At 54.6% G+C, this 26,343-nt stretch carries 21 protein-coding genes; 13 read left to right on the plus strand and 8 right to left on the minus strand.

Annotated features, from left to right (window positions below):
• Positions 1 to 160: 160 nt before the first annotated feature.
• Entirely contained in the window at positions 161 to 1,744 is a 1,584-nt protein-coding gene (locus ACR0EV_RS23570) for a winged helix-turn-helix domain-containing tetratricopeptide repeat protein (protein ID WP_480802371.1), read from the minus strand.
• A 193-nt stretch (positions 1,745 to 1,937) separates the two neighbouring features.
• On the opposite strand from ACR0EV_RS23570, the gene ACR0EV_RS23575 reads away from it, so the two are divergent.
• From ACR0EV_RS23575 to ACR0EV_RS23595, 5 genes are all read left to right on the plus strand, one after another.
• Positions 1,938 to 2,264, plus strand: a complete 327-nt coding sequence (locus tag ACR0EV_RS23575) for a hypothetical protein (protein ID WP_480802337.1) — start codon at positions 1,938 to 1,940, stop codon at positions 2,262 to 2,264.
• Positions 2,265 to 2,395: 131 nt separating this feature from the next.
• Positions 2,396 to 2,647, plus strand: coding sequence for a hypothetical protein (locus ACR0EV_RS23580; protein WP_480802338.1), 252 nt, complete (start codon positions 2,396 to 2,398; stop codon positions 2,645 to 2,647).
• A complete protein-coding gene (locus tag ACR0EV_RS23585) occupies positions 2,644 to 3,813 on the plus strand; it encodes an SRPBCC family protein (protein ID WP_480802339.1) in 1,170 nt (389 codons plus the stop codon). The genes ACR0EV_RS23580 and ACR0EV_RS23585 overlap by 4 nt, the downstream gene beginning before the upstream one ends.
• Entirely contained in the window at positions 3,810 to 4,871 is a 1,062-nt protein-coding gene (locus tag ACR0EV_RS23590) for a 2Fe-2S iron-sulfur cluster-binding protein (protein WP_480802340.1), read from the plus strand. Before ACR0EV_RS23585 ends, ACR0EV_RS23590 begins: the two co-directional genes overlap by 4 nt.
• A gap of 53 nt (positions 4,872 to 4,924) precedes the next feature.
• Positions 4,925 to 6,100 (plus strand): flavin monoamine oxidase family protein, encoded by a 1,176-nt coding sequence (locus ACR0EV_RS23595; RefSeq protein ID WP_480802341.1) that lies wholly within the window; start codon positions 4,925 to 4,927, stop codon positions 6,098 to 6,100.
• Positions 6,101 to 6,411: 311 nt separating this feature from the next.
• Here the strand turns inward: ACR0EV_RS23595 and ACR0EV_RS23600 are convergent, their stop codons facing one another.
• The 3 genes from ACR0EV_RS23600 to ACR0EV_RS23610 all read right to left on the minus strand — a co-directional run bounded on the left by ACR0EV_RS23600 (position 6,412) and on the right by ACR0EV_RS23610 (position 11,252).
• The gene (locus ACR0EV_RS23600; RefSeq protein ID WP_480802342.1) at positions 6,412 to 7,062 is read right to left on the minus strand and encodes a hypothetical protein; all 651 of its coding nucleotides are present in this window, start codon (positions 7,060 to 7,062) and stop codon (positions 6,412 to 6,414) included.
• Between the two features lie 256 nt (positions 7,063 to 7,318).
• The gene (locus ACR0EV_RS23605; protein ID WP_480802343.1) at positions 7,319 to 9,643 is read right to left on the minus strand and encodes an ankyrin repeat domain-containing protein; all 2,325 of its coding nucleotides are present in this window, start codon (positions 9,641 to 9,643) and stop codon (positions 7,319 to 7,321) included.
• A 691-nt stretch (positions 9,644 to 10,334) separates the two neighbouring features.
• A complete protein-coding gene (locus tag ACR0EV_RS23610) occupies positions 10,335 to 11,252 on the minus strand; it encodes a LysR family transcriptional regulator (RefSeq protein WP_480802344.1) in 918 nt (305 codons plus the stop codon).
• Between the two features lie 103 nt (positions 11,253 to 11,355).
• On the opposite strand from ACR0EV_RS23610, the gene ACR0EV_RS23615 reads away from it, so the two are divergent.
• Genes ACR0EV_RS23615 through ACR0EV_RS23625 form a run of 3 tightly spaced genes read left to right on the plus strand, consistent with a single transcriptional unit; the run spans position 11,356 to position 13,845 of the window.
• Complete coding sequence (locus ACR0EV_RS23615) at positions 11,356 to 12,126, plus strand: SDR family NAD(P)-dependent oxidoreductase (RefSeq protein ID WP_480802345.1); 771 nt, start codon at positions 11,356 to 11,358, stop codon at positions 12,124 to 12,126.
• 24 nt (positions 12,127 to 12,150) lie between these two features.
• Complete coding sequence (locus ACR0EV_RS23620) at positions 12,151 to 13,011, plus strand: SDR family oxidoreductase (protein ID WP_480802346.1); 861 nt, start codon at positions 12,151 to 12,153, stop codon at positions 13,009 to 13,011.
• A gap of 51 nt (positions 13,012 to 13,062) precedes the next feature.
• Entirely contained in the window at positions 13,063 to 13,845 is a 783-nt protein-coding gene (locus ACR0EV_RS23625; protein ID WP_480802347.1) for a dienelactone hydrolase family protein, read from the plus strand.
• A 27-nt stretch (positions 13,846 to 13,872) separates the two neighbouring features.
• On the opposite strand, the gene ACR0EV_RS23630 is transcribed toward ACR0EV_RS23625, so the two are convergent.
• Positions 13,873 to 14,775, minus strand: coding sequence for a LysR family transcriptional regulator (locus ACR0EV_RS23630; RefSeq protein WP_480802348.1), 903 nt, complete (start codon positions 14,773 to 14,775; stop codon positions 13,873 to 13,875).
• Positions 14,776 to 14,857: 82 nt separating this feature from the next.
• Between ACR0EV_RS23630 and ACR0EV_RS23635 the strand changes: the two genes are divergently transcribed.
• The 5 genes from ACR0EV_RS23635 (at position 14,858) to ACR0EV_RS23655 (ending at position 24,059) form a co-directional block, all read left to right on the plus strand.
• Positions 14,858 to 15,811 (plus strand): hypothetical protein, encoded by a 954-nt coding sequence (locus ACR0EV_RS23635; protein WP_480802349.1) that lies wholly within the window; start codon positions 14,858 to 14,860, stop codon positions 15,809 to 15,811.
• A 583-nt stretch (positions 15,812 to 16,394) separates the two neighbouring features.
• Entirely contained in the window at positions 16,395 to 18,716 is a 2,322-nt protein-coding gene (locus ACR0EV_RS23640; RefSeq protein ID WP_480802350.1) for a hypothetical protein, read from the plus strand.
• Positions 18,716 to 20,329: an HAD family hydrolase gene (locus ACR0EV_RS23645; RefSeq protein WP_480802351.1), complete on the plus strand. Its 1,614-nt coding sequence runs from the start codon at positions 18,716 to 18,718 to the stop codon at positions 20,327 to 20,329. The genes ACR0EV_RS23640 and ACR0EV_RS23645 overlap by 1 nt, the downstream gene beginning before the upstream one ends.
• Positions 20,326 to 23,376 (plus strand): hypothetical protein, encoded by a 3,051-nt coding sequence (locus tag ACR0EV_RS23650; RefSeq protein ID WP_480802352.1) that lies wholly within the window; start codon positions 20,326 to 20,328, stop codon positions 23,374 to 23,376. Before ACR0EV_RS23645 ends, ACR0EV_RS23650 begins: the two co-directional genes overlap by 4 nt.
• A 413-nt stretch (positions 23,377 to 23,789) precedes the next feature.
• Positions 23,790 to 24,059 carry a WGR domain-containing protein gene (locus tag ACR0EV_RS23655; protein ID WP_480802353.1) on the plus strand — a complete coding sequence of 90 codons (270 nt, stop codon included), beginning with the start codon at positions 23,790 to 23,792 and terminating at the stop codon, positions 24,057 to 24,059.
• Positions 24,060 to 24,332: 273 nt separating this feature from the next.
• Here ACR0EV_RS23655 and ACR0EV_RS23660 read toward each other — a convergent pair whose 3' ends face one another.
• From ACR0EV_RS23660 to ACR0EV_RS23670, 3 genes are all read right to left on the minus strand, one after another.
• Positions 24,333 to 24,509 carry a hypothetical protein gene (locus ACR0EV_RS23660; protein WP_480802354.1) on the minus strand — a complete coding sequence of 59 codons (177 nt, stop codon included), beginning with the start codon at positions 24,507 to 24,509 and terminating at the stop codon, positions 24,333 to 24,335.
• A 194-nt stretch (positions 24,510 to 24,703) separates the two neighbouring features.
• Entirely contained in the window at positions 24,704 to 24,997 is a 294-nt protein-coding gene (locus tag ACR0EV_RS23665; RefSeq protein WP_480802355.1) for a hypothetical protein, read from the minus strand.
• A 54-nt stretch (positions 24,998 to 25,051) separates the two neighbouring features.
• The gene (locus ACR0EV_RS23670) at positions 25,052 to 26,341 is read right to left on the minus strand and encodes an AAA family ATPase (protein ID WP_480802356.1); all 1,290 of its coding nucleotides are present in this window, start codon (positions 26,339 to 26,341) and stop codon (positions 25,052 to 25,054) included.
• Positions 26,342 to 26,343 lie beyond the last annotated feature (2 nt).

Below are 26,343 nucleotides of genomic sequence, written 5' to 3' on the forward strand. Positions count from 1 at the left end.
CGCAAACAACAGCAAACCAACACGAAGCAGACGTTGAAAATGTTGCAGATTTGCCGGGTTCCTGCGTTCGCAGTCACCATTGCGAACATTCAATGCGTATGTTCAACAGCTGAAACTGGAATTCTGAATAGTCGGGAGAAGATCAGTTCAATTCGTTGAACTAAACAACGCCGGCGCGTTGCAATCCTCCCACCAAGCAGCTTTCGAATTCCAAACTAGTCAACGGAAAATCATGTCGAACCAAGCGCAAACCGAAGTCCCGATTGATTTGCCGGACCCGCTTTACAGCCTGCGACGCCTCGTCTTCCTGGCCCAGATGAGCCTGAGCACAAATCTCTCCCAGGTAAGCAACATAAGTTGCCTTGGGCTGCCTTTGCGCCCGTCGCGACCACTCTACAGCGTCTTGGTAGTGACCAAGGGAAAGCTCTGCCATTGAACGCCCAGCCTCGCCAAGCCAGCAATAGGCTGCATTGGGCGCGACTGTGAGCGCTTGATCAAATGCTTTAATGGCACGATTTGGTGCGCCTTGCACAAGATACGACAGACCAAGCCAGTTGTAGGCCAACCCTAGGTTTGGATTAATTTCTACGGCCCGTTCTGCGGATGCAATTGCTTCGTCTAAATGTCCCAACGCGTAGTTTACACGCGCCAACGCCACCCAGGCAAAATCCATATTTGCATCGAGAACTGTGGCTTTTTTCGCTTCTTCAAGAGACCTCAATCGCATAGGGCTATGGCGATCTCCTCCCACATTATCTTCAAGGTTTTGGTTCATCACGCAGAGTGCATAGGCCAGTGACGCATGTGGGTCTGCAAAGGATGAATCAAGTTCAATTGCCCTTTCGAACAGGGCGATGGCTTCTGTCTGATGCTCTGGCAGGAAAGTCTCAAGGCGTTCAGAACCCCGCAGGAAACACTGCCAAGGATCAAGCTGTTCGATGCGCAGCGGTCTTGCCATTTGCAGCTCATGATCGTTGAGCACTTTGGGTACCGCTCCGACAACCGTATCAACAGCTTTGGTGTCACCATTGAGGAAGGAGATGCGTTCAAAATCCACGCTCTCAGCCCAAATCTGCGTTTGATCGGATGCTGCTATCAAGTTCAGGTTCATGCGAACATTTGCGCCAATTTCGCGTAGGCTCCCTTCGAGCACGTAGTCCGCCCCCAGTTGCTGCGCGATCTCTCCAATAGATTGATCTTTTGCTTGGGAAGCAAAGGTCGATTTTCGGGCCAGAACTCGAAGACTGCGAAACTTTGTCAGTTGCAAGATCACGTCATCTACAAATCCATCCGCGTGGTTCTTCAAAGACGCGTCGTCAGACATCAGCAGCATTGGCATGACTGCCAAGGTGCGAGGATAAGCGCGCGGTGCGATACTCGGAATTGGTGTTGCCGTTGCTTCTGAAACTTCAGCTATAAATTCGAACCCGTAGCCGTAGTGAGTTTTGACCACGTCCTCTTGGTATCCGGCCTTTTCCAAGGCTCGCCGAATGTCACGCACGGCAGAAGAAACGGCAGTGTCTGAGACAACGCGCCCCCTCCAAACCTCTGCGATGACCTCATCCTTGGAAGTCACTTTCCCAGGCTCGCGCGCCAGGAACGACAGCAAAGCAAGCGGGCGCGGTTTGATCGGAACCGGCACGCCGTCCTGCGTCAGCAATTTGGCTGATGTGTCGAGTTGAAAGGGGCCAAATCGAAGAGGCATCAATAAAAATCCGCAGAACAGTGAAACTCTAGAGCGCACTTTGGCCAAATTTGGCCAGATTTCAATCTCCTCACGCCTTCATTCTCCAGAATTGACCGTCTTGCTGGCCAAGATCGATAGCTGGCCTGCGAATAAAGTAGACGCTGAAGCAACGGCACCTTCGCAACCAACTGCATGAAGTACCGCTGCTCTGGGATTTGTTAGGCGCAAGCCACCGAAAAATGAGGAAACAATGCTGAAATCAACTCGTACTGCTCTCTGCGCAGCCCTTTTGACGCTTTCAACAACTGCACAAGCCGAAAACCTGACCTTTACGATCTTCAACGACAGCTCTGCTGATTTAGTGGAATTCAATGTGAGCAAATCAACTTCGGATTCCTGGGAAGCCAACCTGATGCGCGGCGGGTATCTAGCTCCCGGGTACGAGATCGATGTTGTGATTGCTGATGGGCAAACAACATGTGTCTATGACTTGCGCGGCATCTTTGACGATGGGTCTGAAGTTGAGGACTTCGATATCGATATGTGTGACTTAGGGTCATACACGTTCACCGACTGACCGATGACAGTGCGTTCCGCAAGGCTTTGAGCCAAAGAGTTTTGCGGGATGCGGCGATGCCAGGCGGAAGACCTTAAATCTTTGAACGATTGCCCGCAAAAGCTCCAAAAGGACAGTGAGACTCAAATACAATGACCACCATGCAGATCGTTAATTACGCGGCCTTTGCCATCCTTATGGTGGCCACGTTTCTAGGCATCTCTACGGTTTGGGGTTTGCTGTTTCTCTATTGGGTGATCCCGAACTTCTACTCGGGCCATGCCTTTCTGATCTCCGACATCGCACGGGATGATGACCCGGTGCTGTTTTGGCTCATTCAGGTGACCTGGGTCGTGTTCGGTGTCGTCCTTCTGATCTCTGACTTTGTACCGGCCCTGCAATGACAACAGCGTCTTCCGCCTCAATGTTCCACCACCTCCCCGTGGAGGCCTACACAAGCCAAGACTGGTTCGACCGGGAACAGTCCGACATCTTCTCAAAGACTTGGGCTTACGCCGGTTTCATGGAAGATGTCCCGGAGCCCGGGCACTACATCACGGTGCAAGCTGGCCTAAACAGCATCTTCATCGTGATGGGGCGCGACAGACGCCTGCGTGCTTTTCACAACATCTGCCGTCATCGCGGCACACAATTGATCCGGGCCGTTGGAAAAACGGAAAAGGCGTTAACCTGCCCGTACCACGACTGGACCTACGATCTGGAAGGGAACCTTGTTTCGGTCCCCAAAGAGGACAAAGAGTTTGGTGAAGTGGACAAGTCCTGTTTGGGGCTAAAGCCTGCTGCTGTTGATATCTGGAAAGGGATGCTCTGGGTGCATCCCAATCCTGAGGCCGGGTCTATTATGACCTGGTTCGGCGAAGTCGACGACAAGCTTGGCCCGCACGAGCCCGAACGGCTGATTGAATATCCTGAGGCGCGCACCAGCTATCAAGTGAGGGCCAACTGGAAGATCGTCGTGGAGAATTACATCGACGTCTACCATCTGAGCCATCTGCACTCGAACACTTTGCAAATGTATGATCACGCCAAGGCTGAATACGGCTTTGTTGGTCCGCACTTCGTGTTCTGGGAGCCGCCCGTTGCAAGTTTTGCTGAAGACCAAGAAAAGAAACTGACGATGCCTCGCGTGATACCGGAAGACTATTCCGGAGCGTGGGTGCCAATGCTATTTCCGGGCATCGGGATCGGCGCATCAGAGGACGCATGGTCTACGTTTGTAATTGAGCCGATCGCGCCAGATTTGACGCGCATTGAAACAAGAACCCGCGTTGCAAACGCATCCTCTTGGGAATTCACCAAGCAAAGCATACGCTCGTCAGGATTCTGGAACAGCTTTGGCCTGCGCGGAAAATACGAAGCGCATAATGCTAACGGTGAGGACGATCCGATGGCTTCCGGCGATTTTTCCAAAGAAGATATCTACGCTTGCGAGCAGCAGCAAAAGTCGCTGCAAAGCCCCTATTTTGAGGTCGGACCTGCATCTGCAGGCGAACGTCCGGTTCTGGAGCATCAGATTGTAGTCAAAAGCTACATGGATGGCGCGGTATGACCGGCGGATTTCATGAATTGACTGTTCTTGGCACGCGTGACGAGATTGGCGGTTCCGCAAAAACGGTTGTTTTTGATGTGCCACAAGACCTGTCTGACCAATTCAAATGGCGACCAGGGCAGCATCTGTCGCTGCGCTTCACTTTGGATGGGAAAGAGGTTCGGCGCAGCTATTCAATCTCAAATTCCCCGTATACCCCCCAGCCTCTTCAGTTCACGGTCAAAAGGGTTCGGGGTGGCCTCGTAAGCAATTACATCAACGACGCTTTGAGTGCTGGCGATAAGGTGGACGTGATGCAGCCGTTTGGACAGTTTTGTTTGACGCCAGAACAAGACCTGCGGCGCACGCATTACTTTTTTGCTGCGGGCAGTGGGATCACGCCAATCTTTGCAATGCTGCAGTCCGTACTGTTGGCAGAGCCTTGGTCTGATGTGCGTCTCCTTTATGGGAACCAAAATGCAGACAGTATTCTGTTTCGCGACACGCTTGACGCGCTCGCACATGACTTCTCTGGGCGGCTCGCCGTGCGCCATATCCTGTCCAGCCCATCAATGTGGTCCAGCTTCGAACACTGGCGACGCGGCAGGATCGATGCAGGTGCAATTGCAGATTTCATCGGGGAGCTTCCCCCCTATGCGCAGGATGCACAGTACTACATGTGCGGACCGGGCGGGATGAACGAGGCTGTCGTGCAAGGGCTCACATCACTTGATGTGCCGGAGGCACGCATTCATTCCGAAAGCTATGGCGGCGCTGACAGCACTCCATCCAGTGTCGAAGGCATACCGGCAATCGCGCACATCGAGCTTTCAGGCTATACCCACACGGTGCCGGTTGAAGCTGGGCAAACGGTGTTGGAAGCATCGCTCAATGCCGGGATATCCCCGCCATACAGCTGTCAATCCGGTGTCTGCGGGGCATGCCGTGCAAAGCTTTTTTTGGGCGATGCAAAGATGGGCGCACGTATGGCTCTGTCAGACGATGACATTGCTGGAGGTCAGGTTTTGGCATGTCAGGCACTCCCACAAACGCCCGAACTTGCTTTGAAATTTGAATAAAGCCGCATGCAGGACTTCTCCGATAACACGAAAAAGATGCCAGGTTAGCCGACATGTCCACAACTTATACCAGAAGAAAAATCGCTGCCTTGTTGGGAGTAAGCCCCGCAATGCTTGCCCTCGGTTCTGGGAGCATTGGTGCACAAAACAGCAATGAACCGGGCGTTCTGGACGTGGCGATCCTTGGCGCTGGCGCGGCGGGGCTAACTGCAGGTTTCTTGCTGAAAGAAGCTGGACTAAATTTTCGAGTTTTTGAAGCCGCGAGCATCCACGGCGGGCGGGCAAAGAAGGACACAACTTTCGCCGATTTCCCGCTCGATCTCGGAGGCGAATGGGTTCACACGTCGGCTGACATCTTGAACACGCTCTCGCAGACCAAAACCGCTTCACAATCAACACGAGAATGGCGTCCTATGACATGCCACCTGTGGGATGGTAAAAATCTGCATCAAGCTGACCGTTACGCGCACGAATGGCGTGGCGAGCAACGTTTTATTGATACGACTTGGTTCGACTTCTTTGATTGGTATATGGCGCGCGGCATTCGTGACAAAATCACTCTGAACGCCCAGGCAAAGACGGTAGATTACAGCGAGGCCTTTGTGCGCATTGGCTTTGCTGATGGGTCAACGGTCAGGGCGCGCCACGTGATTGTCACCGTCCCAGTCAATGTTCTCAAACGCGGGGATATTGCGTTCACTCCAGACCTGCCACGCAAGAAAAAGCGCGTCCTTAATCAGGTTATCATGCCGGATGGGTTCAAGCTGTTCATGCGGATGAACGAGCGTTTCTATCCCGACATGGTGCTGTTTGATCATGGGTACGAGACACCTGAGTCGGAGTTTATGTTCTACAACGTCTCGCTTGATAAGCCGACACGTCAAAACATCCTTGGCCTTTTTGCACATGGTGAACTCGCAACGCCCTATGCGCAACTGGATGAACGCACGTTGGTTCAAGCAGCATTAGATCAGTTGGACCTTTTGTACGATGGCGCAGCATCGCGGACTTACCAAAGTCACGTGCTCCAAAACTGGAGCAATAGCCCGTTTCAAGGAGGCACCTATTCTTATTTTGGAAGTGGATCCCCAAGAACGCTGGGGGCCTCAATCGATGGACGCGTTCACTTCGCAGGAGAAGCATACAACCAGCGATGGGATGGTGAATGGGGCTACATGCATGTAGCGGCCCGCAGTGCATACGACGTTGTGGCAGAGATCGTTAGCTAGGCTGTCAAAATTAAGACGAAAAGGTGTTCATAGAGATCATTCGGTCATTACTATCAAATTACCGACGGCTTCTTTGAGGCTGGATTAAACTTTTGGGGGACAAAGAAAGGGGCGGTTTAGCGCCCCAGCGGGCTCTTTCAGCAAACGCTTAGTGCGCATACCAGCTATTCGTAGTAATGGGTCAAAGTTCTGCTTTGTCCGCGTTCTGTGAGTTCGCTTGTGTTGAGATTTGCGGTCGCAGCGAATGGCCGGTTCAACGGGCCGCGCCGCAGCATCTCGACCGGGTGGTGGAGGTCCGCATTGGGCCGGGGCTACCAATATCCCCGCCAAGCATCTCCAACCATGCCAGCGCCAGACTCGATGGACTTTCCTACCGCCGCGCCTACAACCAAGTCCCCAACGACGGGTAGATATGCCATAGCTCCAGCACCGGCTGAAGCATTGAATGAAACTACCGACACACCTTTGGTCGCACTCCAGGTTCTTTGCCAAATCGAACGTTCATTACGTGTTTCCATGGCGTCTACTTCGCCGTGAAATGCTGCACATGCCATCTTCTGCGAGTATCGAATTTTTTCTTCAGTATCAGCCAGAATCTCTCTGGCAGTGTTTTTATTTGCCAGTTGTCTTTGAACATCTCTCACAGATCGCCCCAAGTCTGCCGCAGCGCTGTCGTTTACGCCTGACTGCATTGCAATTGCTTTTTCCATTCGCTCAAATTCATCAAGGAATTGGTCGAATGGCATGGCAACGGTAGTATCTGCAGATAGTGCTGCATTCAGATCGCTATTGAAATCCTTGTCTTCAACGAGGTCCGAAAGGGATCTACAGCAGATCTCCAAAAGAGCTGTTGCGTCTCCGATAGGAAGGGGCTGAGTCCGGACTGGTCGTAACTCCATCATGGAATTTGTGACGTTAGCCCAGTATCGATCATCGAATAAGACGCCCATCACTTCCTCCATGAAATGTCTTTTCAGCGTTAGTTTAGGAGCAAGATTGGTTTCAGTCCATCGAGCGCTTTCAGGTCTCTATTCCGAAAAAACGATGATCGACTGCGTAGTTGCGCAAGATTGCAGAGTTAATGCTGTTTCTCATAAAAATTCGAAAGCCCAACCCGATCACACTCATCTAGGTCTGCTTTGACGACGCTGCGTTGCAACATCGGATGCCAAGCTTTAGGTCCGCAATGGGCCGACTCGCAACCCAAATTCCAAGAGGTCACCCGTCCAGAACCTTCAACGTAAGCTCAACAATCCTCTGAAAGCCCTTCCGTCCCGCAATTTCATATCCCTGAATGGCATATGCCTTGCGCTTTGCCTTGAAATGCTTCGCAGAGTCCTGCGCCAGTTTGTGCGCTTCCTCTAGCTCGCTTTTGCCCATTTGATATGCCGTGTATGCCAATCTCATCTGGAAGATCGTGGCACGACCGAATTCGGCGGCAAAAATGGCTGGCGTCTTGCCGGTGTAAGTTTGGAGAGTTGGGTTCGCGCCAGCAACAAGAAGAGCTTCAAAACATCGATCGGCTCCAACCTTGGCGGCTGAATGCAATGCTGTCCGACCAAGTGCGTCACGCGCATCAATATCCACATGGCGATCAATGAGGGCGTTTACCATGTCTACATCTTTTCGCTCGGCCGCCAGCATCAGCGCAGTCTGTTTCAAATAGTCCCGCGCATTCAGAACATCCGTGGGCAGCAAGCTTACTAGCTTCAAATGCGTTTCGGCCATCGAGTTAGCAAGTTCGACCGGATCTTTGTGGATTCCGGAATAGGTCGGCATTTGCCTCATTGCACGCACAAGATCCGGCACCATCTTTGATGTCACAGTGAAGAACGTGTCACCACGCACATCTCTTAGCTTGCGCTTAAGCTTGCCGCGAAAGTGCTTGATGAAACCGCGTAACTCCAACTCTGACGCACTGGAGAGAAGCAAACCAGCGTATGACCTAATGATGTCAGATTCTTGTTGAAGCGGCGCTTCGATTTCCACCCCTTCATAAGGGCGAACAATGTTCTCCCAGAACCAAGCCGCGTGATCGGCCGCCGCTAAGCGCATAGAGTAATCGATCGGGCCTTCACCGAGCTTCCAGCGAGCAGCTACTTCAGGTTCAACTGACTTGCAAAGTAATCGAAAACTGCGTTCCGCACTGCGACGGCTGAACGCTTCCTGAGCAACCGCAAGTGAGAAGTTGAGCTTAGCGATATCCAGTTTCAGTGGGCCGATGGACCGTGCCAGACAGAGTTCGAGAGCCTTTTCAGCGTGTTCGCACGCGCCGTCAAAATTTCCTGACGAAATTTCGTTAAGGGCGCTAAGATAGGCGAGGTCCGGTTCAAACTCGGCAATGCCGGGCAATTTTCGAAGCTTTGCCAAGTGTGCTGCGACACGGTATTGGCGATCGGGTTCATTGCTTTTCTGGATTTTAATGCAGTGATCGATGGCTTCCTGAATCCTTTGTCGCTGTTCTACCAAGCTTCCGTTGAATGTCATTATCGCCGGCGACCTTAGCTTTAGATCTCGAAAAACATCGGGGAGCGTATCGTCGCACGGTACAGAACTTATTATTCCACTCAGGAAATCGGCTACCTGCTCTGTGGCCAGTAGCCTTCCGGACCCGTCTGGTGTAATCACACGAAACGGGCCTTCCTTTATCCAGAATGGTAGAGCCTTAGCAAAAGCCTGATCGGCCGATGGCGGGTTGGCTGGGTCTGTCGCGACAGTAGCCTCGTGGCTCCACCTAAAAAGCTCGATCAATTGCAGCGCCTTGTTGCGCATAGGATCCGCGTCGTTCGGCTGAACACCTGGCGTCAAAAATCCAACGAGATCCTTGTAGCTTTGCTCGAGTGCACGCGCCCAAAGCAACAACGAGCGAAGCTGCGGTGTCGACAGATGAGCTTCGTCTGAACTCTTATATGAAAACTTATGATCGTCATTAAACCACTCCATGATCCTGGAAATCGCTGGCGTCGTTCGGCCTGACTTCCAGTTGTCAAGGGTCCGTCTCCTTTCTTCATCGTACTCTCCCCAAAGCTGATCGAGAGGTCCTTCCACTTGCTTCAGCCACCAACTCAGAATTGCTTCGACCGGCAGGATCAAACGATTTGAGTTCGCAGTGTCTTGATGGGGCAAAAACCAAAGGCCTTCTTCAGGCATGCGAGGTAAAAGCGCTTCATCCTGACACCAGAAGCCCCACGTTCTGCCAAGGGCAGGCATAACGTCGAACGCAAGAAGCACCCAAAGTGCCTGCTGCGGATTTACCGAATATGTCCGCGTGTGGAGCTCTAACGCATCCAGAGACAGCCCAAGTCTCAAAGCTTGCTCAACAACATCGCCCCATAGGGTTGATGATTGCTCCAGACCCAACGCCTGCCTTAGCAAATCAAGCAACTCGAGCGTTCGGTCAGCCCCTCCCTCCAATCGCATCTCAAAATTTGCATAACGGCGGCGTTCGGAGTGCTGCCATTTCGGTGAGCCGAATAGCGACACAGCATAAAGGAGTGCGGAATGTGAAGTTGGAAGTTGAGCTTTCGGCAGAGTGTCGAGCATGGTCACACCTCAGCCTGTTGGCGGTGCAGCCTGGACAGCTCTGCCTTCACGTTCCGAAACGCTCGCCGATCACTCGGTGTTCGTGAGAAAACCAGTAATCCACCACCAGCCAGGAATAGCTTTGAGTGTTTTTTTCCAGAGACATAACGCGCCCCAGACTTCACTTCTTTTGCAATCACCTTGTTCAACTCCTTGTCTTTTGAATAATACACTTTGCACCTCGATAAGGGGATGGCGGCGCAACCACCATCCCAATCATTTCTTTCAGTAACTGTCGTAGGCGAGCCTTTTTTAGAAGCCTTTGTGCGTGCTGCGCGCGGCTGGCTAGAGGCTACTATTTCCCCTTAGGCGGATTGTTTCCGCGGCCAGAACCAGATTTGTTTCCTGTGGTTGATGGGCCGTTCGTAGGGCGTGGATTTGCCATTTCTCTTTCCTTTTCTTTGATCCATTTTTTGCCTCGCAACTGAATGTTGCTTGGCATGAGGAAGAGATAATCGAAGCCGACCCCATCCGTGAGGAAATCGGGAATACAGTCGCAAAACTGATCATGAGGGAGACAATTGGCCTTAAGATCACGTCAAACAGCCAATTTACGCCTAGGTCCAGAGCAGTTCGCACGGCGAATGTCTGCTAAGCGGGCTGCATCTGCAGCGGTAGGTACCAGAGCTAGACGGCGGCTTGGGGCCGCTTGTCACATCGCATTGGAAACTGGCAGAAGTCCGTCGACCGAGCGGACCTTGTCGCTTACATGGTCAACGAAGCTAGAAATGCGCGCAGGTATGATGACGGAGGGTTGGCGTACTGCATAAAGAGGGAGCAGTTTTTGAGAGTATTCTGGCAACACAGTGACGATGGCGCCGCTCGCAATCTTTGGCGCGAAGGCCCAGAGTGGGCCGACGTGGATGCCTTGTCCCTCGGCAACAGCCTTGACCGCTGAACGAACCGCGTTGATGGCGATGCCGCCCGAGCGCTGAACTCTTACGGACGCGCCACTTGGGTCGAATAACTCCAATGGTTGCTGACGATTGGTCGGGGAAAAGAAGATGAAGTCGTGCTGCGTCAGGTCCTCGGGGCGCTCCGGGGTTCCCTTACGTTTTAGATAGTCGGGCGAGGCGACAAGCACGCGGGGAACATCGGCCAGTTTGCGCGCAACCAGGCTGGAATCTGGAAGCTCTCCTACGCGCAGCGCCACATCAATCGCATTCTGGTTCATGTCGACATAGCCACTGGCGAGGATGAGGTCGTAGTCGACGCCGGGGTACATCTGCCGGAATTCCAGCAGCCAATCCGTCACGAACTCCTGCCCGAAATCAATGCCGCAGGTGACGCGCAGAAGGCCGCTTGGAGTGAGGTTTTCGCCGCTGACTTCCGCGTCGAGGGCCTCCAACAGATCGATGATGGAGGACAGCCGCTCGTAATAGACCTGACCTTGCGCGGTCGCCCGGGTCGCGTTGCCGCTCCGGTCTACAAGCTGGGTGCCAAGCCTTTGCTCCAACTGGGTGATGCGGCGCGAGATGCCTGAGGGATCCTGCCCCAAGGCGCGCGCCGCGGCACGAACAGACCCGAGTTCCACGGCTTTTAGGAATGCGACTTCGGCGGCCTTCTTCATGCTGCATGTTGTAGTTTTGTCCACATCAAGTTGTCAATTCCACGACTGATGGTGGGAAAAACGTTCACTTAGGTTGCCTTCAACGCATCAAGGAGGCGCCGTGATGGAAAAGGTACTTGAAGGAAAAACCGCCCTTGTGACGGGGGGCAGCCGCAATATCGGGCGGCTGACGGCATTGGAGCTGGCGTCCAAGGGCGCGGATGTCATCCTGACCTTCCACAGTCAGGCGGGTGCTGCTGCTCAGGTTATTTCCGAGCTAGAAGCTCTTGGACAGAGGGCGGTCGCTTTCGAGGCCGACTTCTCGCAAGACGGGGCCGCCGCTACTTTGGCGGCACAGGTGCAAGAGAGGCTGGCGTCTTGGGGCGCAGCGGGGCTCGACATTCTGATCAACAACGCGGGCACGCTTCGGATCGGTGGGTTTGACCAAATCACCGGCGATGACCTCGACGCGATCTACACCACCAACTTCAAAAGCGTTGTGTTGCTAACGAAGGCGCTTGTCCCGCAGATGTCGGATGGGGGGCGTATCGTAAATCTCAGTTCGGGCCTTGCCAATGGTGTATTCCCACCTCTGATCTCTTACGGGCCGCTCAAGGCCGCGTTGCAAGCCATGACGCTCTATTGGGCGCAAATCCTCGGACCCCGGCAGATCACCGTGAATGCGGTGGCGCCCGGCGGGCTGGACGACGATTTCAACGCCAAGCTCTTTGACGAGATCATCCCCGGTGCGCGCGACTACATCGCGGGCAGCACAGCGCTTGGCCGCGTTGGTCTGCCCGAGGATGTCAGCGGCGTGATCGGATTTTTGTGTGAACCCAAGGCCGGGTTCATCACAGGCGCCACCATCAAAATCGATGGCGGCTTCAAACTTTAACTACCCAAAACAGGAGAGAAGACCATGACGAATGAAACCCTTTCCATGTCCCGCCGGTCCGTCCTGACCCGGCTGGGTGTCGCCGCTCTTGCCGGTGCGGCGGCAACACAAGCACAGGCGCAAACGGCAGGTGTAAAACCGCTCACTGGCAAAGTGGCCATCGTCTCAGGTGCTCGCAACAATATGGGCCGCGCTTTCTCAGTCAAACTGGCCGAGATGGGCGCGGATGTGGTGGTGCACTACCACCGCGCCGAGACCCGCGATCAGGCCGAAGAAACCGCCCGCTTGGTTGAGGCGCAAGGCGCGCGCGCGGCCTTGACGATGGGCGATCTCGGGCAAGTTGAGAATGTGCGCGCCATGTATGACACGGCCGAGACGACGTTTGGCGGAGTCGATATCGTGCTCAATCATGCTGGGGCCATCATCAAGAAGCCGCTGGCCGAATTCACCGATGACGAGTTCGAACGGCTCGATGCCATCAACAACCGCGCCTTGTTTTACAGCCTGCGCGAAGCGTCGACACGCATGCGCGACGGCGGGCGCATCATCAACACGGGCACGTCCCTGTTGGCTGGCGCTGCCCCAGGCTACACGATCTATTCTGGCACCAAGGCGCCAGTGGAAGAGTACACCCGCATGCTCGCCAAGGAACTGGGGCCAAAGCGGATTACGGTGAACTCCTTTGCGCCTGGTCCGGTCGATACGCCGTTCTTCCATGGTCAAGAGACCGAGCAATCCGCGGCCTACGCCGCGCGCCTGTCGACCGAACAGCGCCTCGGCGTGATCGAAGACATCATACCCGTCGTCGCTTTCCTGGCGGGTCCTGACTCGCAGTGGGTGAACGGCCAAACCGTCTGGATCAACGGCGGCTACATAACACGCTGACCCTTACAGGGCCGGGGGTGCTGTGCATCCTCGGCCAACCCGGAGAACACAATGCTCAAGACAATCACAGCACTTTTTGTGACAGGTATCGTTCTGCTTTCAGGGGCCCAAAACGCCATGGCAATCGAAGAAACACCCCTAGAATACCAGGCCAATGGCCACGTTTTTGAAGGCACTCTGGTTCGACCAGACGCATCAGGCGATTTGACCGGGATATCCGTTCTCATTGCCCATGATTTCCTGGGGCCCGGAGAGAACCAGCTTGCTCTTGCACGAGATTTCGCGACGCAAGGTGCGCTGGTTCTTGTCGCTGACCTCTATGGCGCGGGCCGTCGTCCTGACGGTGTTGAAGAGGCGAACGCATTTGCCTTTGCGCTGCGGGAAGACGTTGGCGCGCTGCGCGCCACGATGCAGTCGGCCTTCGCAGCCTTGATGGCTGAGGGTGGTACACCGAACCGAACACTGGTTCTGGGCTCGAGTGTTGGCGGCCTCGCGGCACTGGAACTCGGTCGCACCGGTACGAATGTTGGTCATATCGCTGCCATGTGGTCGGTGATCGAGAACACCGAACCCAACAGTGCCGAACCATTTCAATCGTCGGTTACGCTACTGCAGGGCACCGCCGATCCTTTGGGGGATCCCGAGGCTGTCGCGGCACTGTGCGCTGAGCTGGAGACTGCAGAAGTCCCGTTCCAAATTGTCACCTACGATGGAGTCGCCCATGCCTTTACGCTTCCCTTCGTCGGCGATGATCCCAGCACCGGCTTTGCCTATGATGCCGACGCCCACGCTGACACTTCACGCCGTATGCTAGAAAGTCTCGCTGGACTTTAACAGGTCCAGCTTCCAAACGGTTTTGGTTCAGTCCAATACGTCGAGGCACATCTCTCTCAGCCAGATCAGGAATGGGTCGCCGTAGTCGGCGCGGAACATCAGCGTCGCAGGAGCATCCGGCATCTCAAACGGAACAGGCATAGCCGTCATGCCGAGGCGCTTACCCGTTTTCTCGAACGGGGCGCGCAGCGTGGTGAAAACGGCGCCGGTTTCAGCGGCCAGCATCAGGGCTGCAGAAAAGTTTGGCGCGTAGCCTGCGACTTGGCGGTTGAGCTTGTGTTTTCTAAGCGCCTTCTCAACGGGTCCCTCCTGTGCGCTGCCTTGGCCCACAAGAATATGCCTCGATCTGCTCCACTTCGTCACGGTGGGATCGGCACAATAGTCATGAGATTTGGGCGCAAAGGTACACCACTGTAAAGGGGCAATCCGATGCAGCACGAGATTGGGGTCAGATTTCGGGAGGCCAAAGCCCAAACCGATATCCGCCTCTGATCTCAATACGGCTTGCCGGGCCGCACCGCCTTGGATGAACTCGACCGACGCCTGCGGCGCTTGGTCCGACAGAGCGCGGATAAAACCGGTAAAGAGCGCTGTGCATAAATCAGGGGCCGCGATGCGAATGCGGCGTGTGGTTGTGGATGGGTCGAATGCGAAAGTGGTTGCGAACATTAATTTAGCGGCTTGCGCGGCAGCGGTCACGCGTGGTTGCAACTCTGTGGCAAACGGCGTGAGCCGCATTGACCAACCCTCGCGCACCAGAATTGGATCGCGGAAGTGCGCTCGCAGGCGTGACAGGCTATGCGACATTGCCGATTGTGTGCGACCAACGGCGTCCGCCGCCTCAGATACAGATTGGCGGTCGAGAAGCGCATGCAGAGTGGTGATGAGGTTCAGGTCCAGGCCTGCCAGATTATTATCACTTTCATTCATGCAATCTTTATAACCATCAATTGGATTCACGTCACTCCATCAGCCAGCCTTACTGTAGAACACTGCAGCAGAGGACATACTCATGAATCACGTACAGCTCTTTCTAAAGGTGATTGCGGCCGGCTTGGTGGCGACGCCGATCCTGGCGCAGCAAAGTGACATTGATCTTAGCGGAACGTGGGAGAGCATCGCTTGCGAACTGCGCCCGCAAGCGGGTCAGGACGGGATTGCGCCCTGGTACTTGAAGCGGTCCATTGTTTTTGGTCCGGGCCGCATCAATGCCCACTTTACGACCTTTGCCGACCCCTCCTGTTCCGCGCCCCTGCTTGAGTTGAAATTCGGTGGTGACGTGACCGTTCTTGGGGTTTCCGATGTCGCCCCTGGCGCGCGGGAGGTGGATCTGGTCGTCAATGACTACCTGACTGTCACGCCACAGATGGAAGGCTTCGCCGCGTTCCTGAATTCGGCAGAATCCAATACTTGTGGAAGCGTGGAATGGTCCGTTGGGGTTGAACACGACATTTTCCAAACAGGATGCTCGGTGATGGGTGTTGCCGCGAACGCGCCAACGACTGAGTACGAAGTGCTCCATGTTTCGGCCGGGCATCTCTACTTTGGCGCGCGTCCGGTGAACGGGCTTCCCCTGGCGCAGCCTGATGACAGGCCTACCGCTTTGCAAATGCCGCTGAAACGATTGGAGGGCGGCATGACACAGAAGGTCGGCGCGGATGATCTGCGGGTTCCCAAACACGTCGAGATTGTATTGTTCGAACAAGCCGAGGGCGCCGACCCAGCCGAAGTGCGCGCGTTCTTTGAGGCGATCACGCAGAAGATGAACCAGAACGACACGCTTCTCTATCGTACGGTCGGTCAAGGTGACGACGGCACATGGCTGTGTGTGAATTATTGGACCAGCCGTCCCGACATGGAGACGCTGAACGCCCAAGCGCAAAGCTGGTCCGACGAATTCGCAGCCATGGGAGAGTTGGTCGTCCCGAGCAGCTTCAGGCTGACGAGTTACGACACCGGCCTTTGACTATACCATGATCTCTTAAGCCTAGCTGGCCATCTGTCGGAAAATCTACGATCCTTGGCCTCGGGGACAACCCATCTATCAGCTGCGGCGAAGGTCCGGTTTGGCGGGCCGCGCCGCAGCATTGAGTTCAGGTCATCAATGTCCGGATTGGGCCGATGTCGACCAGTCTCGCGCCCTACAGCTGGATCTCCATCACGTCTGTTGGTGTTGCGATGGAGGCCCGTCAGGCCGCAGGAAGCGCCGTAAACGGGTGTTAACGTGATGCTTTTTCTCAAAATCTTGGATTGTCAAATGGCTTGTACACACAGCGCGACAAACATGCTTAACCAGCTCGCGGCATTGGGCATTGAGCCCGTGTTTTTGTACTAGGCCGGATCCGTAAGCATCACTTGTGGTTCAGTCGTCCCCTGCCGCTCGCAAAAAATTATCGGTACTTTTGTCTTCCTAAATTTGCAAAATTGACGTAAGGTAAAGCATATTTATCAATTGCGATTTCGCTTTGTGCATCAATTACCGCTGCACACCTGCAACATAGATCAATCGGCTTTCAGGGTTCGGAATCGCTCGTATTTCAGGAGTTCCGATGACTGCAATTTTGCATGTTCCGGCGCCCAAACTTGTAGATGGGTTCAATGCCGTTCCCATCCGGATTACGAACGTTACCGGGTTGTTTGAATTTGACGCGACAACGCAGACGGCAACTGCTTCGGCGGTGATGGAGTTTGATGTTGGTCCCCATAGCGGGTTCCCGATTTTCGATATTCGACAGACCATTCAGGCGGCCACTCTTGATGGCAGTTCCATCGCTGTGAGCGATCTGGCACACCACGATTTTGGTCCGGGCAACGATCACGCGCTCCGCATCATCAATCGCAATCTGATGGCCGGCAGCAGCCACGTCCTGACACTCGCTTACGCCCTTCAAGAACCGCAATCGCCCAATGCGCGCGATGTCATTTGGTTGCCTTCGGGCGCACTTTCGTTTGACTTCCATCTGTCTGATCTGAACCCGGCCAGGTATCTGGAAAGCTGGTTGCCTTCAAACCTGCTGTTTGACCAGTTTCCGGTCACGCTGGATATTGCATTGACCGGCGCGGCAGCTCACACGCTGATTTCCAATGGCGCCATCACCCAAAATGGGTCGAACACGTGGACGGTCGCCTTTCCGGCGCATTTCGCGCCGTGTTCTCACATGTTGATGATCGAAGCGGATAGCGAGATCACTCAGCAGATCGGAACGGTCAATCTATCTGGTGGGCCGGTCGCGCTTGAACTGACAAAACGAGCAACTGACGCTTCCCTGAATCTCAACTCGTCCGAAGTGGCCTTGGCGTCTTTTCTGACGGACATGGACGGGGATATCGGTCCCTACATGCACGGTGACCGCTATGTGGCTTATCTGACGTCCTTCAATAGCCACTCGATGGAGTATGATGGCGCGACGACAAGCCGTATCGGGGCTTTGGAACATGAAGTGTTTCACAGCTGGTGGGCCCGTGGTCTGGTCCCGGCCACAGGTGAGGATGGGTGGCTGGACGAAGCCTGGACCACATATATGACCACTACACCGGATGCGGTGCCGCTGGACATAAACGACCCGCCGGTTGCCATGTGGCAGAATGATCCATGGCGCCGAAACACCAATGGCGCAGCCTACGGGCATGGATCGGACGTGTTTTCGGGCATCGCAGCCGAGATTGGTATAGCGCCGTTGCAAAGCCATATGGCCGCCATTTACAATACACGCGAAGGACGCCATTTCTCGACTCCGTTGGTTGAGGCCGAACTGATCCGGCGATCCGGCAGCTTCGCGATAGCTGATATTTTTGATCGGTTCGTTTACGGCGGGAACACGGCCCTACCGGGTTCTGCCAATCTCCATTTGCGAGATGCAACAGATGACACCGGAGCAGAGCCCTATACGGGTGTATTTTGGCGCTCACCCGATGTTTGGGTTCGCAATTCCCCTGATGGCGGCACAACCCCGCAACCCCCGGAGGCTGGTCAGGACAACTGGCTTTACGCGCGCGTCACCAATCGTGGTTCGGCGACAGCGCGCTCTTTTGTAGTGGGTTGGAAAATGCAGGTCTGGGCTGGAACACAGTTCGAATATCCCGGTGACTGGTTTCCACTGACAGGCGCGGCTGTCGGGTTTGATCTTGCCCCGGGTGCAAGCCAGATTGTCTGCACCAAATGGCCCGCGTCTGATATTCCCCCAGAGGGTACGCACGGTTGTCTTCTCGCCATGGTTTGGTGTGCTGATGACAGACCTGTTCCGGGTCGCCATGTCTGGGAAGAGGACACTCTCGCACAAAGAAACATGACCGTCGTTGACGAACTCCCGGATGAATGGGAACACCGCCCGTTTCGGATCGGCAGTCGCCACAGCCCAACAAGCCAGATTGCCCGCATTGAACTGCATCGTCCACGTGCCTTTCCCGAACTGGAGGTATTGATAACACACAAAGACCCGGCTCGGATCAAAACGCTGCTTTCCAGTGCAAAGGATCGAAAGTCGTCGCGCAGAAAGAAACAGCGACCCTTGGCCCTTCATCTGGCGTCCAGAAGATTTGACCTGTCAGACACCGTGCAGATACGCGCGGCAGACGGATCATGCCTGATTGTTGGCGATCATCAGGGCAATGACCGCCAGGGACCCGCGCAAATACACTTGACCAAAGATCCGCGTGGGCAGCTGGCCATTGCTTTCGATCCCGGTCACCGGAGCGGCTTTGACATTGCATTGAACAAGGGTGAGGTCCTGGGGTTCGATCTTTGCTTTCAGATGCCAAAAACCAAAGGCAAACCCCAACACTTTGATGTCGTGCAGTTCAATGACCGAGGCCGCATGCAAGGTGGCTTTACGATCATCTTGAACAACCAGCTAAAAAGGGAGACCAAGTAATGCCCGCTCCGGTAATCTATTTCGATCTCGGCAACACACTGGTTTTTGGCCCAACCGGCGACAAGACTCCGTTCGCTGATGCCGTTGTAACAATCGAAGCACTTTGGCTGCGCGGTTATCGCATCGGCCTTTTGTCTGATCAGTCTCCGGGGACGACCATCGCTGATGTCCGTCTGAAGCTTACGGATTATGGTCTGGAGGAGTTTCGCTTCGACGTGATCACTATTAGCTCGGAATTTAGTCCACCGATCTACAAACCTGATGCGCAGATATTCCAAACCGCGTTGACCAAAGCCGGGCATACATCGGCCAATAGCCAGACGGTTTTTGTGACCGAGACACTTGATCACATCGAGGCCGCCCGAACGCTGGGCTGGCGCGCCATTCACAAGCCATTCGGGGCTTCATGCACATCTGCTTCGGGTGAGTGCATCGAAACGCTGGATGAATTGCTCGATTTGTTCCCGCCGCTGGCTATCGATGTCTTCATGCGCGACAATACCGGCGATGACGGGGATGAGCCCTCCAGCGGCGCATTCTGGAACTCGCCCGATCTGTGGGTCCGCAACCAGAACGATGATGCATCCAGCCATCAGAACCCAATCGCCGGGCAAGACAACTGGTTCATGGCAAGAGTTTACAACCGCGGCGTCGGCATCGCGCGCAACGTATTGATATGGCACAAAGTTCAAGAGTGGGCGGGTACTCAGTTCGTCTATCCGGATGACTATTGGCCTTACACAGCGTTGACCGGCACACAGGTTGATCCCGGTGAAAGCACCGTCGCAAAGGTGGTTTGGCCAGCGGATCAGGTGCCGGCTGAGGGCACCCATGCATGCTGGACATCTGCAGCGATCATAAACGGCGACGCGATCGCGACCCCTGCGCATGTCTGGGATTCAAACAACCTTGCCCAGAAAAACCTGACGATCATCGAAATGGAAGCGGGCGGCGAAGCTGAAATGATGGTGGCCATCGGCGCTCGTACCGTGCTGCGGGATCAGTTTGCGATACTGGAGTTCTGGCAATCCCGAAGGGGACCCAAGTTGGAGGCACATCTGACAGGTCATGTACCACGTGCTTTGGCCAACGCAGCAATGCGTGCCAGAAATATCCAAAGAGACCCGATTGTGAAAAGACGTCCTTCTCCCGTTTCGCTTCGGTTCATCGACCAGGCCCGTGTTGAGATTCTGGGGGTCGCCTCAAATGATGGGGATGACATGATCCTTGATCTTGCCCCTGGCTCTCAACTTGATATGCGGGCGAAACAACCTGCAGGTGGGCGACAGCCAGTGTTTCAACGCCCACTGGCACCGCTGACGGCACGTTTGATCGAATCAAAAGACGGCGCGTCTGCGGTTGCCTTTTCTGATCATGACGCCAGTGGGATCGAACTTGGTCTGCGCCCGGGTGAAGTCATCCGCACCCGGTTGCGTCTGGTCGCCCCCAAGACAACACGACCCGGAGACCGAATGGATGTCGATCTGGTGCAGCGCAATGCAGACGGCACCATCGTCGGTGGCATTACGGTTTCTGTTCGCATCATCGAACAACCCAAAAGAAAGAGCAGAAGGAAGTCCAAATCAACCGGTAAAGGGAGCACCAAGTCATGAAGGAATTTTACAGTTCCGACCTTCGCGCACATATTCAAGCTGATGCCAAGGCCAAGGTCCGTGCAATCCGACACTCGGACGAGTACTGGGAAAGCCCAAATCGCACCGGAGGTGCGCTTGATACCGCGATCGCCTATCTTCGGAGCTTTGCAGATACCTATGAAGTCCCGACCAGACGCTTGGACAACGCCAGAACCAAAGTAAGCTATGTCGATCCGGTAGAGCAGGGTGAAGAATACCGTCTGGGCGAAGAAAAACACCATTTCGATGCCGGGGTCTTCGGCTTTTATCAGACCGTACACAATATACCCGTCTGGCGAAAAGGCATGAAAGTGACAGTCAAGCAGGGGCCTAACCGTGTTGTGGCATCCGTTGATACGAGCCTGCACGATGTCGATGTCACCCTACCGTCAACTCGGGTCCTGAATGCCGCACGAAAAGCGCTTTTGTCTGCCAATCAGCGCAGTCTCGGCCAGCGCGCCATCAAGGCGAACCAGGATCTCTCGCTTCGGGCGGTTGAAGCCAAAGAGGCAGAAGCCGAAAGCGCGCCGGATGAGGCCAAGTTTCTCACGAAGTTCCTGAAACCTTCTGATGACGGCGAAGCGGCCGCTGTGTCTCGATCCCGGATTATCAGGGGCAGGTTCTGGATTTATCGCTACGACGCAAAGCGACGCCTGAGCATGGATGCGCATCAGCACCCCGATCAGGACAACCACGTGCATGAAGACCCGAAAGGCGGCGGCGAAGTGCACGGTCAACTGCACCTGCCGTTCAAGCTTCCGGCTGTGCCGGACTCGATTCAGCACGGCAAGGACTATGTCGTGGCCGAGGTGACCTTTGCGTTGGCGCATGGCGGTCATAAGCATATCTGGCGCGTTCTCGTGGAACTTGAAACAAGCTCTATTCTTTATGTTGAGCCCTTCTTCGCAGGTGTGAATGGTCTGGTTTTTGAAAACGATCCGATCACCAAAACCGGAGACACGTCGTTGGACAGCACGTCAGACTCGATGACGCTCAATCCTCATCGCGACGATGTGGTCTTGCAAAATCTTGATGCGCCAAGCGGGGGCAATCAGAACCTGTCCGGAACCTGGGCCTTTGTCGGTCAGGAAGAGGGTGCGAATATTGCGCCGCCCGTGGAAAGCAACGGCACGGATTTCGATTACGATGTGCGTACTAACAATTTTGCTTCGACCAGCGGGTATTTCCACGTCGACCGGATATTCCGGACCATTGAGGACCTTGGTTTCAATGTGACCACTTATATGGCCAACACCAATTTCCCGGTACCCGTCGATATTCGCTGTTTCAATATCGTTAATGCCCATTGTGTCGGTGATGGTATGGGGGGGATTGATCATGTCGGCTATGGCTTGATGGACACAACGGATACCGCCAATCCTTTGGGCCGCGCCTGCGATCCTCGGGTTCACCTGCATGAAGTTCTCGGCCATGGCATTCTCTATGAAGCGGTCGATAGCGCCAATATGAATTTCACGCACAGCGCCGGTGACTCGCTGTCTCTGATTTATTTCGATCCCGACAGTCAATGCTGGGGCGTTGATGGAACACCCGTCAACAAACCGGGCGATTTGCGCTTTACCTACGTGCCGTGGCACCCGTCGCTGGACCGCCGCGCCGATAGGGATGTGGCGGCCGGTTGGGCCTGGGGTGGATCGCGCGACAATTCAGGCTACGGGTCAGAAGAAATACTGTTGACCACGCTCTTCAACTTCTATCGCTCAATTGGCGGAGATCATCCAAATCTGGGTCGCCGCCAGTTCGCATCGCGTATGGCGATGTACCTGATCATCCGCGCGATTGGTGATCTGACGCCTGCGACTGACCCCGACTACGCGAGAGATTTCGCCGCCCAGATGATGACAACCGATCAGCTGAACTGGACGTCAGAGGGGGTCTTCGGCGGTGCTTATTCCAAGGTCGTCCGGTGGGTTTTTGAACAACAGGGTGAATACCAGACACCGCTGATCACAAATGCCACCAGCGGTAGTGTAACCACAGCAGGTGATCCGCCTGAATTTGATGTGTATATCGATGACGGTCGGGCCGGTGGGTACGAATTCCAGCGTGTCCATTGGGCGTGTCCCAACGTTTGGAACCGGCGCGATCCCGATGGCATCCACAGCCACCAAGAGGCCGCTCTTGGCGAGACAAACTACATGTATTGCAAGGTCAAGAACCGGGGCACCTCGCAAGCACAAAATGTCGTTGTTCGGGGATTCCACACCAAACCGGGTGCCGGATTGAATTGGCCAGCGGATTTCGATCCGCTAACCACAGCGCAATTGCCTGTCGGTACATTAGATCCGAATGACTCCGAAGAAGTTCTGGTTGGCCCCTTCGAGTGGACGCCTAACGTAAATACGCACGGTCATGATTGTGTTCTGATGGTTGTCAGTTCGGATGGCGATCCTGCCAATATTGACAATTTTACCGCAGGCGAAACAATCCCCGAATGGCGGCTTGTCCCCAATGACAATAACGTCGCTCAGCGCAACGTGAATCTCGTACCCGGCGGAGGCGGCGAGGATGGGCTAATGGCTGGTTTGAGTGGGATCAGCTTTTTTGTCGGCAACCCCAACCCTGCTCGCGGGCGGTTTACTTTTGACATCACCCTTCCCCGTATACTGCGCAAACTGGGCTGGCGTCTGGAGATCGAGGGTCTTCGCGAAGGGGTGGTTCTCAAGTCCGGTGAACGGCGCGAGGTATTCCTGAAGCTACATCCCGGCAATAACTTTACCGCCGACGAAATCGAGGCGATTAAAGACCGCGACATACGAATTGAAGTCCTGCATGATGACAATCCGGTCGGCGGAATGACCTATCGGCTGGACCCATCGATCAAACGTCCCTTCAACGATTTGAAAGACAAGCGCCTAGGTTCACGCGCCGGTGGCAAACCTGACGACTGTACCGACCAGGCCCAAAAATTGGCCGATTGTCTGGGAATCAAACAGGATATCGATGGCGTGTGCGTCAAAGAGATTGTCTTGGGCTTGAAGGTCAAAGGGAGTGACTGCTGTTAAGTCAGTCCGTCTTGGCTTGAACTGAATATCGCAGAAGGTTTGTGCGACCCGTTTGTGGCGGGATGTGGGGCGTCTGCCGTCGTTACAATCTGCTGTGGCGCGGTCTTCAGTTCGCCACTTCTCCAAGTTTCCTGTTGACCTTGAGTTTCTCGAGGCCGGTATCTCCAAGAAAACAGGACGAAATCCGTTGTGCGTATTTCAGTAGCCGCGTCCCGGTCAGGGCTGAAGATCATTACGATTCGATATAACGAAGCAGAAGGATTAGTTCCCAATACTAAACAGCGGCTTGTGGAAAGACCTACACACTGCAGTGGGGATAATCGTTCGCTTCCATTCTAATTCTGAATCGTTCCAATTGAATGGATATTCCAATGTCATTGGACAGATAGGCGGCATCAAATGATAATGGAGGCATGGAGCTATCAGCGACTACACCTGTCCACTTGATCCACGTGGACCCAGAAGTCAACATGGCGCGGTTCTATGGAATAGAGTTGCAACCGACGCTGTTTGGGGAAGTGTGTGTCCTTCGGACCTGGGGACGCATTGGCACAAATGGGCAGGCCATGATGGAGACCTACGACGACCAAGCTCAAGCAGCTGACGCGCTCCAAAAACTCGAGGCACAAAAGCGCCGTCGAGGGTATGTCCAGGTTGCAAATCCCGGGCCAGCCGGGTCGTGACTGTGCTCTTAGTTTCAGCTGACGCGCCGGCTTCTACCCTGAGCACCCCAGCATGATCTCCCTGTCCCAATTCAGAACTTCCGGCAATCAGTGAAACTGTCTTGTTTAGAAGCGCGCTCGAGTGCGGTGAGAGGCAGCACTTGCTTTCACGACCAGCGCTGGAAACACGTTAGTCCTGATCCAAGGCTCGAAATCCTTCTCAATAGGGGGGTTCTCTTTTGTGCTTTTCTCTACTGAGGAAAGGAGAGCACACCCCGGCAATGAGGTTTCATTCTAGACCTGCTTGGGGGCGAGTTTGTTCCACTCATCCGCGCTCATGCTTTTTCGCGTTAGCCCGTCCTCTGAGACGAACTGAGCTGCTTTGACGAGGAGAAAGGCCACCGTGATGGCGTCTACCTCGCAACGTTTCTCGAATTCTTCGGTAGTTTCATTGGGACCTTCTTCCGACATTCCCATTCCCCTCTGTATCCGACGCTTTCGGGCAATTGGCTAACTTTGCATAGTACTTCATCGCGCTCGGAAAGCCAGTTCTCGGGCGTGCGAGCGCTTCTTCAGGAGAGGCTCTAATTCTGCAAACAAGCCCGTCCTCCAGCGCGAGTAGTTTGCTATGGTGCAGAAGGACGGGAGACCGGCCCCGGTACTCTTCATTGCTCGTTTTGCTGGGTGCCATCTGGCGACACATCGTGCTCATTGTCAGACGTTGCTTCAATCTCCCGAACAGCCAACTCCGCGATTTTTCGAACCAGATACCAAACGCTGCTGCGGCGTGTGTGCCCCTTGATCCAGCCACTCACATCCTGAGCCGGGATATCGAGATGCGGTGCTTCGTCTTCGAATACTCTGACCTTGTAATCGGAGATATCCGCAAGCTCGCTCATGTTTCCAGCCCGGGCTTCCGCGATTGACGTACGGTTTACATAAACAACAACTCTTAGCATTTTCGTCTTTCCTATTTTGGTGTGTCCGCAGGCTTGGGCTTTCGCGGGCCCGCACTAGTTCCATGCGTGGTTTTTGGTTTTCTGATGCAGAAGGCCGCGCACCAGCCGTCTCAAAACCCGCACTGACTTGTGCCGCTCGTATGTAACCACCAAAGCTTCGATGTCGCCGAGATCCAGCCGAAAGAACTCGGGCCTTAACCCAAACTCATCGGCGAATTCGCTCACCAGGCTTTGAATGATCGCAGGTAGTTGCTCCGGTGCCGGAGGAGGGATTTCATAGATTGTGCAACGGCTGAGAAGAGGGGCGGGTACGTCACTCAAATCATTTGCCGTCAGGACCCAGCTCACATGTGAGGCATCCACGTCAGCCGCCAGGTATTTCTCTCGATATCTCCTAGCCTCAGAGGGCTCGAGCAACGCCAGAAGTTCGCCAGTGATATCTCCGTTGCGACCCGAGTGCGTCTTGTCGATTTCGTCGAGGATGATCATTGGGTTAAGGACGCGTGCCGTTGCCACAGCCTCCGTCACGATCCCTGCATGCGCCGAACTCCAGCCGACGGAGAGGCCAAACAAATGGTTCTCCGATTTTCCACCGACATTTGCGCTCTGCACGTAAAGACCGAGCGCCTCACTAGCCGCCTTTGCAAACGCTGTTTTGCCTACGCCGGGCTCGCCAACCAGTAGGGTGGGTTGGATATGAAGGATGTCAGATCCGATGCTCCATCGGCACTCGATATCATGGGCCATCCCTTCGATGACGAAGTTGCAATGAGGGAACCTTTGGGAAACTGCACGAAGCTCGTTCAACTCATCAAGTGAGGCCAGTCGGGCGAATTGATTGCTCCAGGTTGTGAGTTGCTTGATATGTTCCGGCATTTCGTTTCGGAGCGTGCGCGGCAGGTATTCAAAGTCCGCCTTGTCCAGAAGATACCGAGCAGCAGTGGCTTTCTCACTCTCTACGCGAGATGCTTCCATGCTCATATCGGCAGCATGACGTTCGGAAATAAGGCCCATGAGCTCTTTCCAGCGCTTGAGGCTCGCCATCTGTTCCACCGTGTCCTGGGCGAAGACGGCGAGAGCAGGATCGATTTCCCTCAAACGTTCAATTTCCGTCTGCCGCCAGTTGTCAGGCTCATCGCTAAACCTTGCGGTTTCTTCAGATCGTTGATTGATCACCTTGAGAAGATCTTCAGCACTGGCTCTTTCCAAAATCAATTTCTTTACGATTTCCCAGGACGCACGGGACTTAGCTGCGCTCAAAACAGGGCGGAGGATGTCTGCCTCGTCATGACAGAAGCCAGCCAGCGCAAAGATCTCATCTTCTTCCCAGGTTGTTCCACTCATCG

The organism is Ruegeria sp. CF8 (assembly GCF_056537285.1).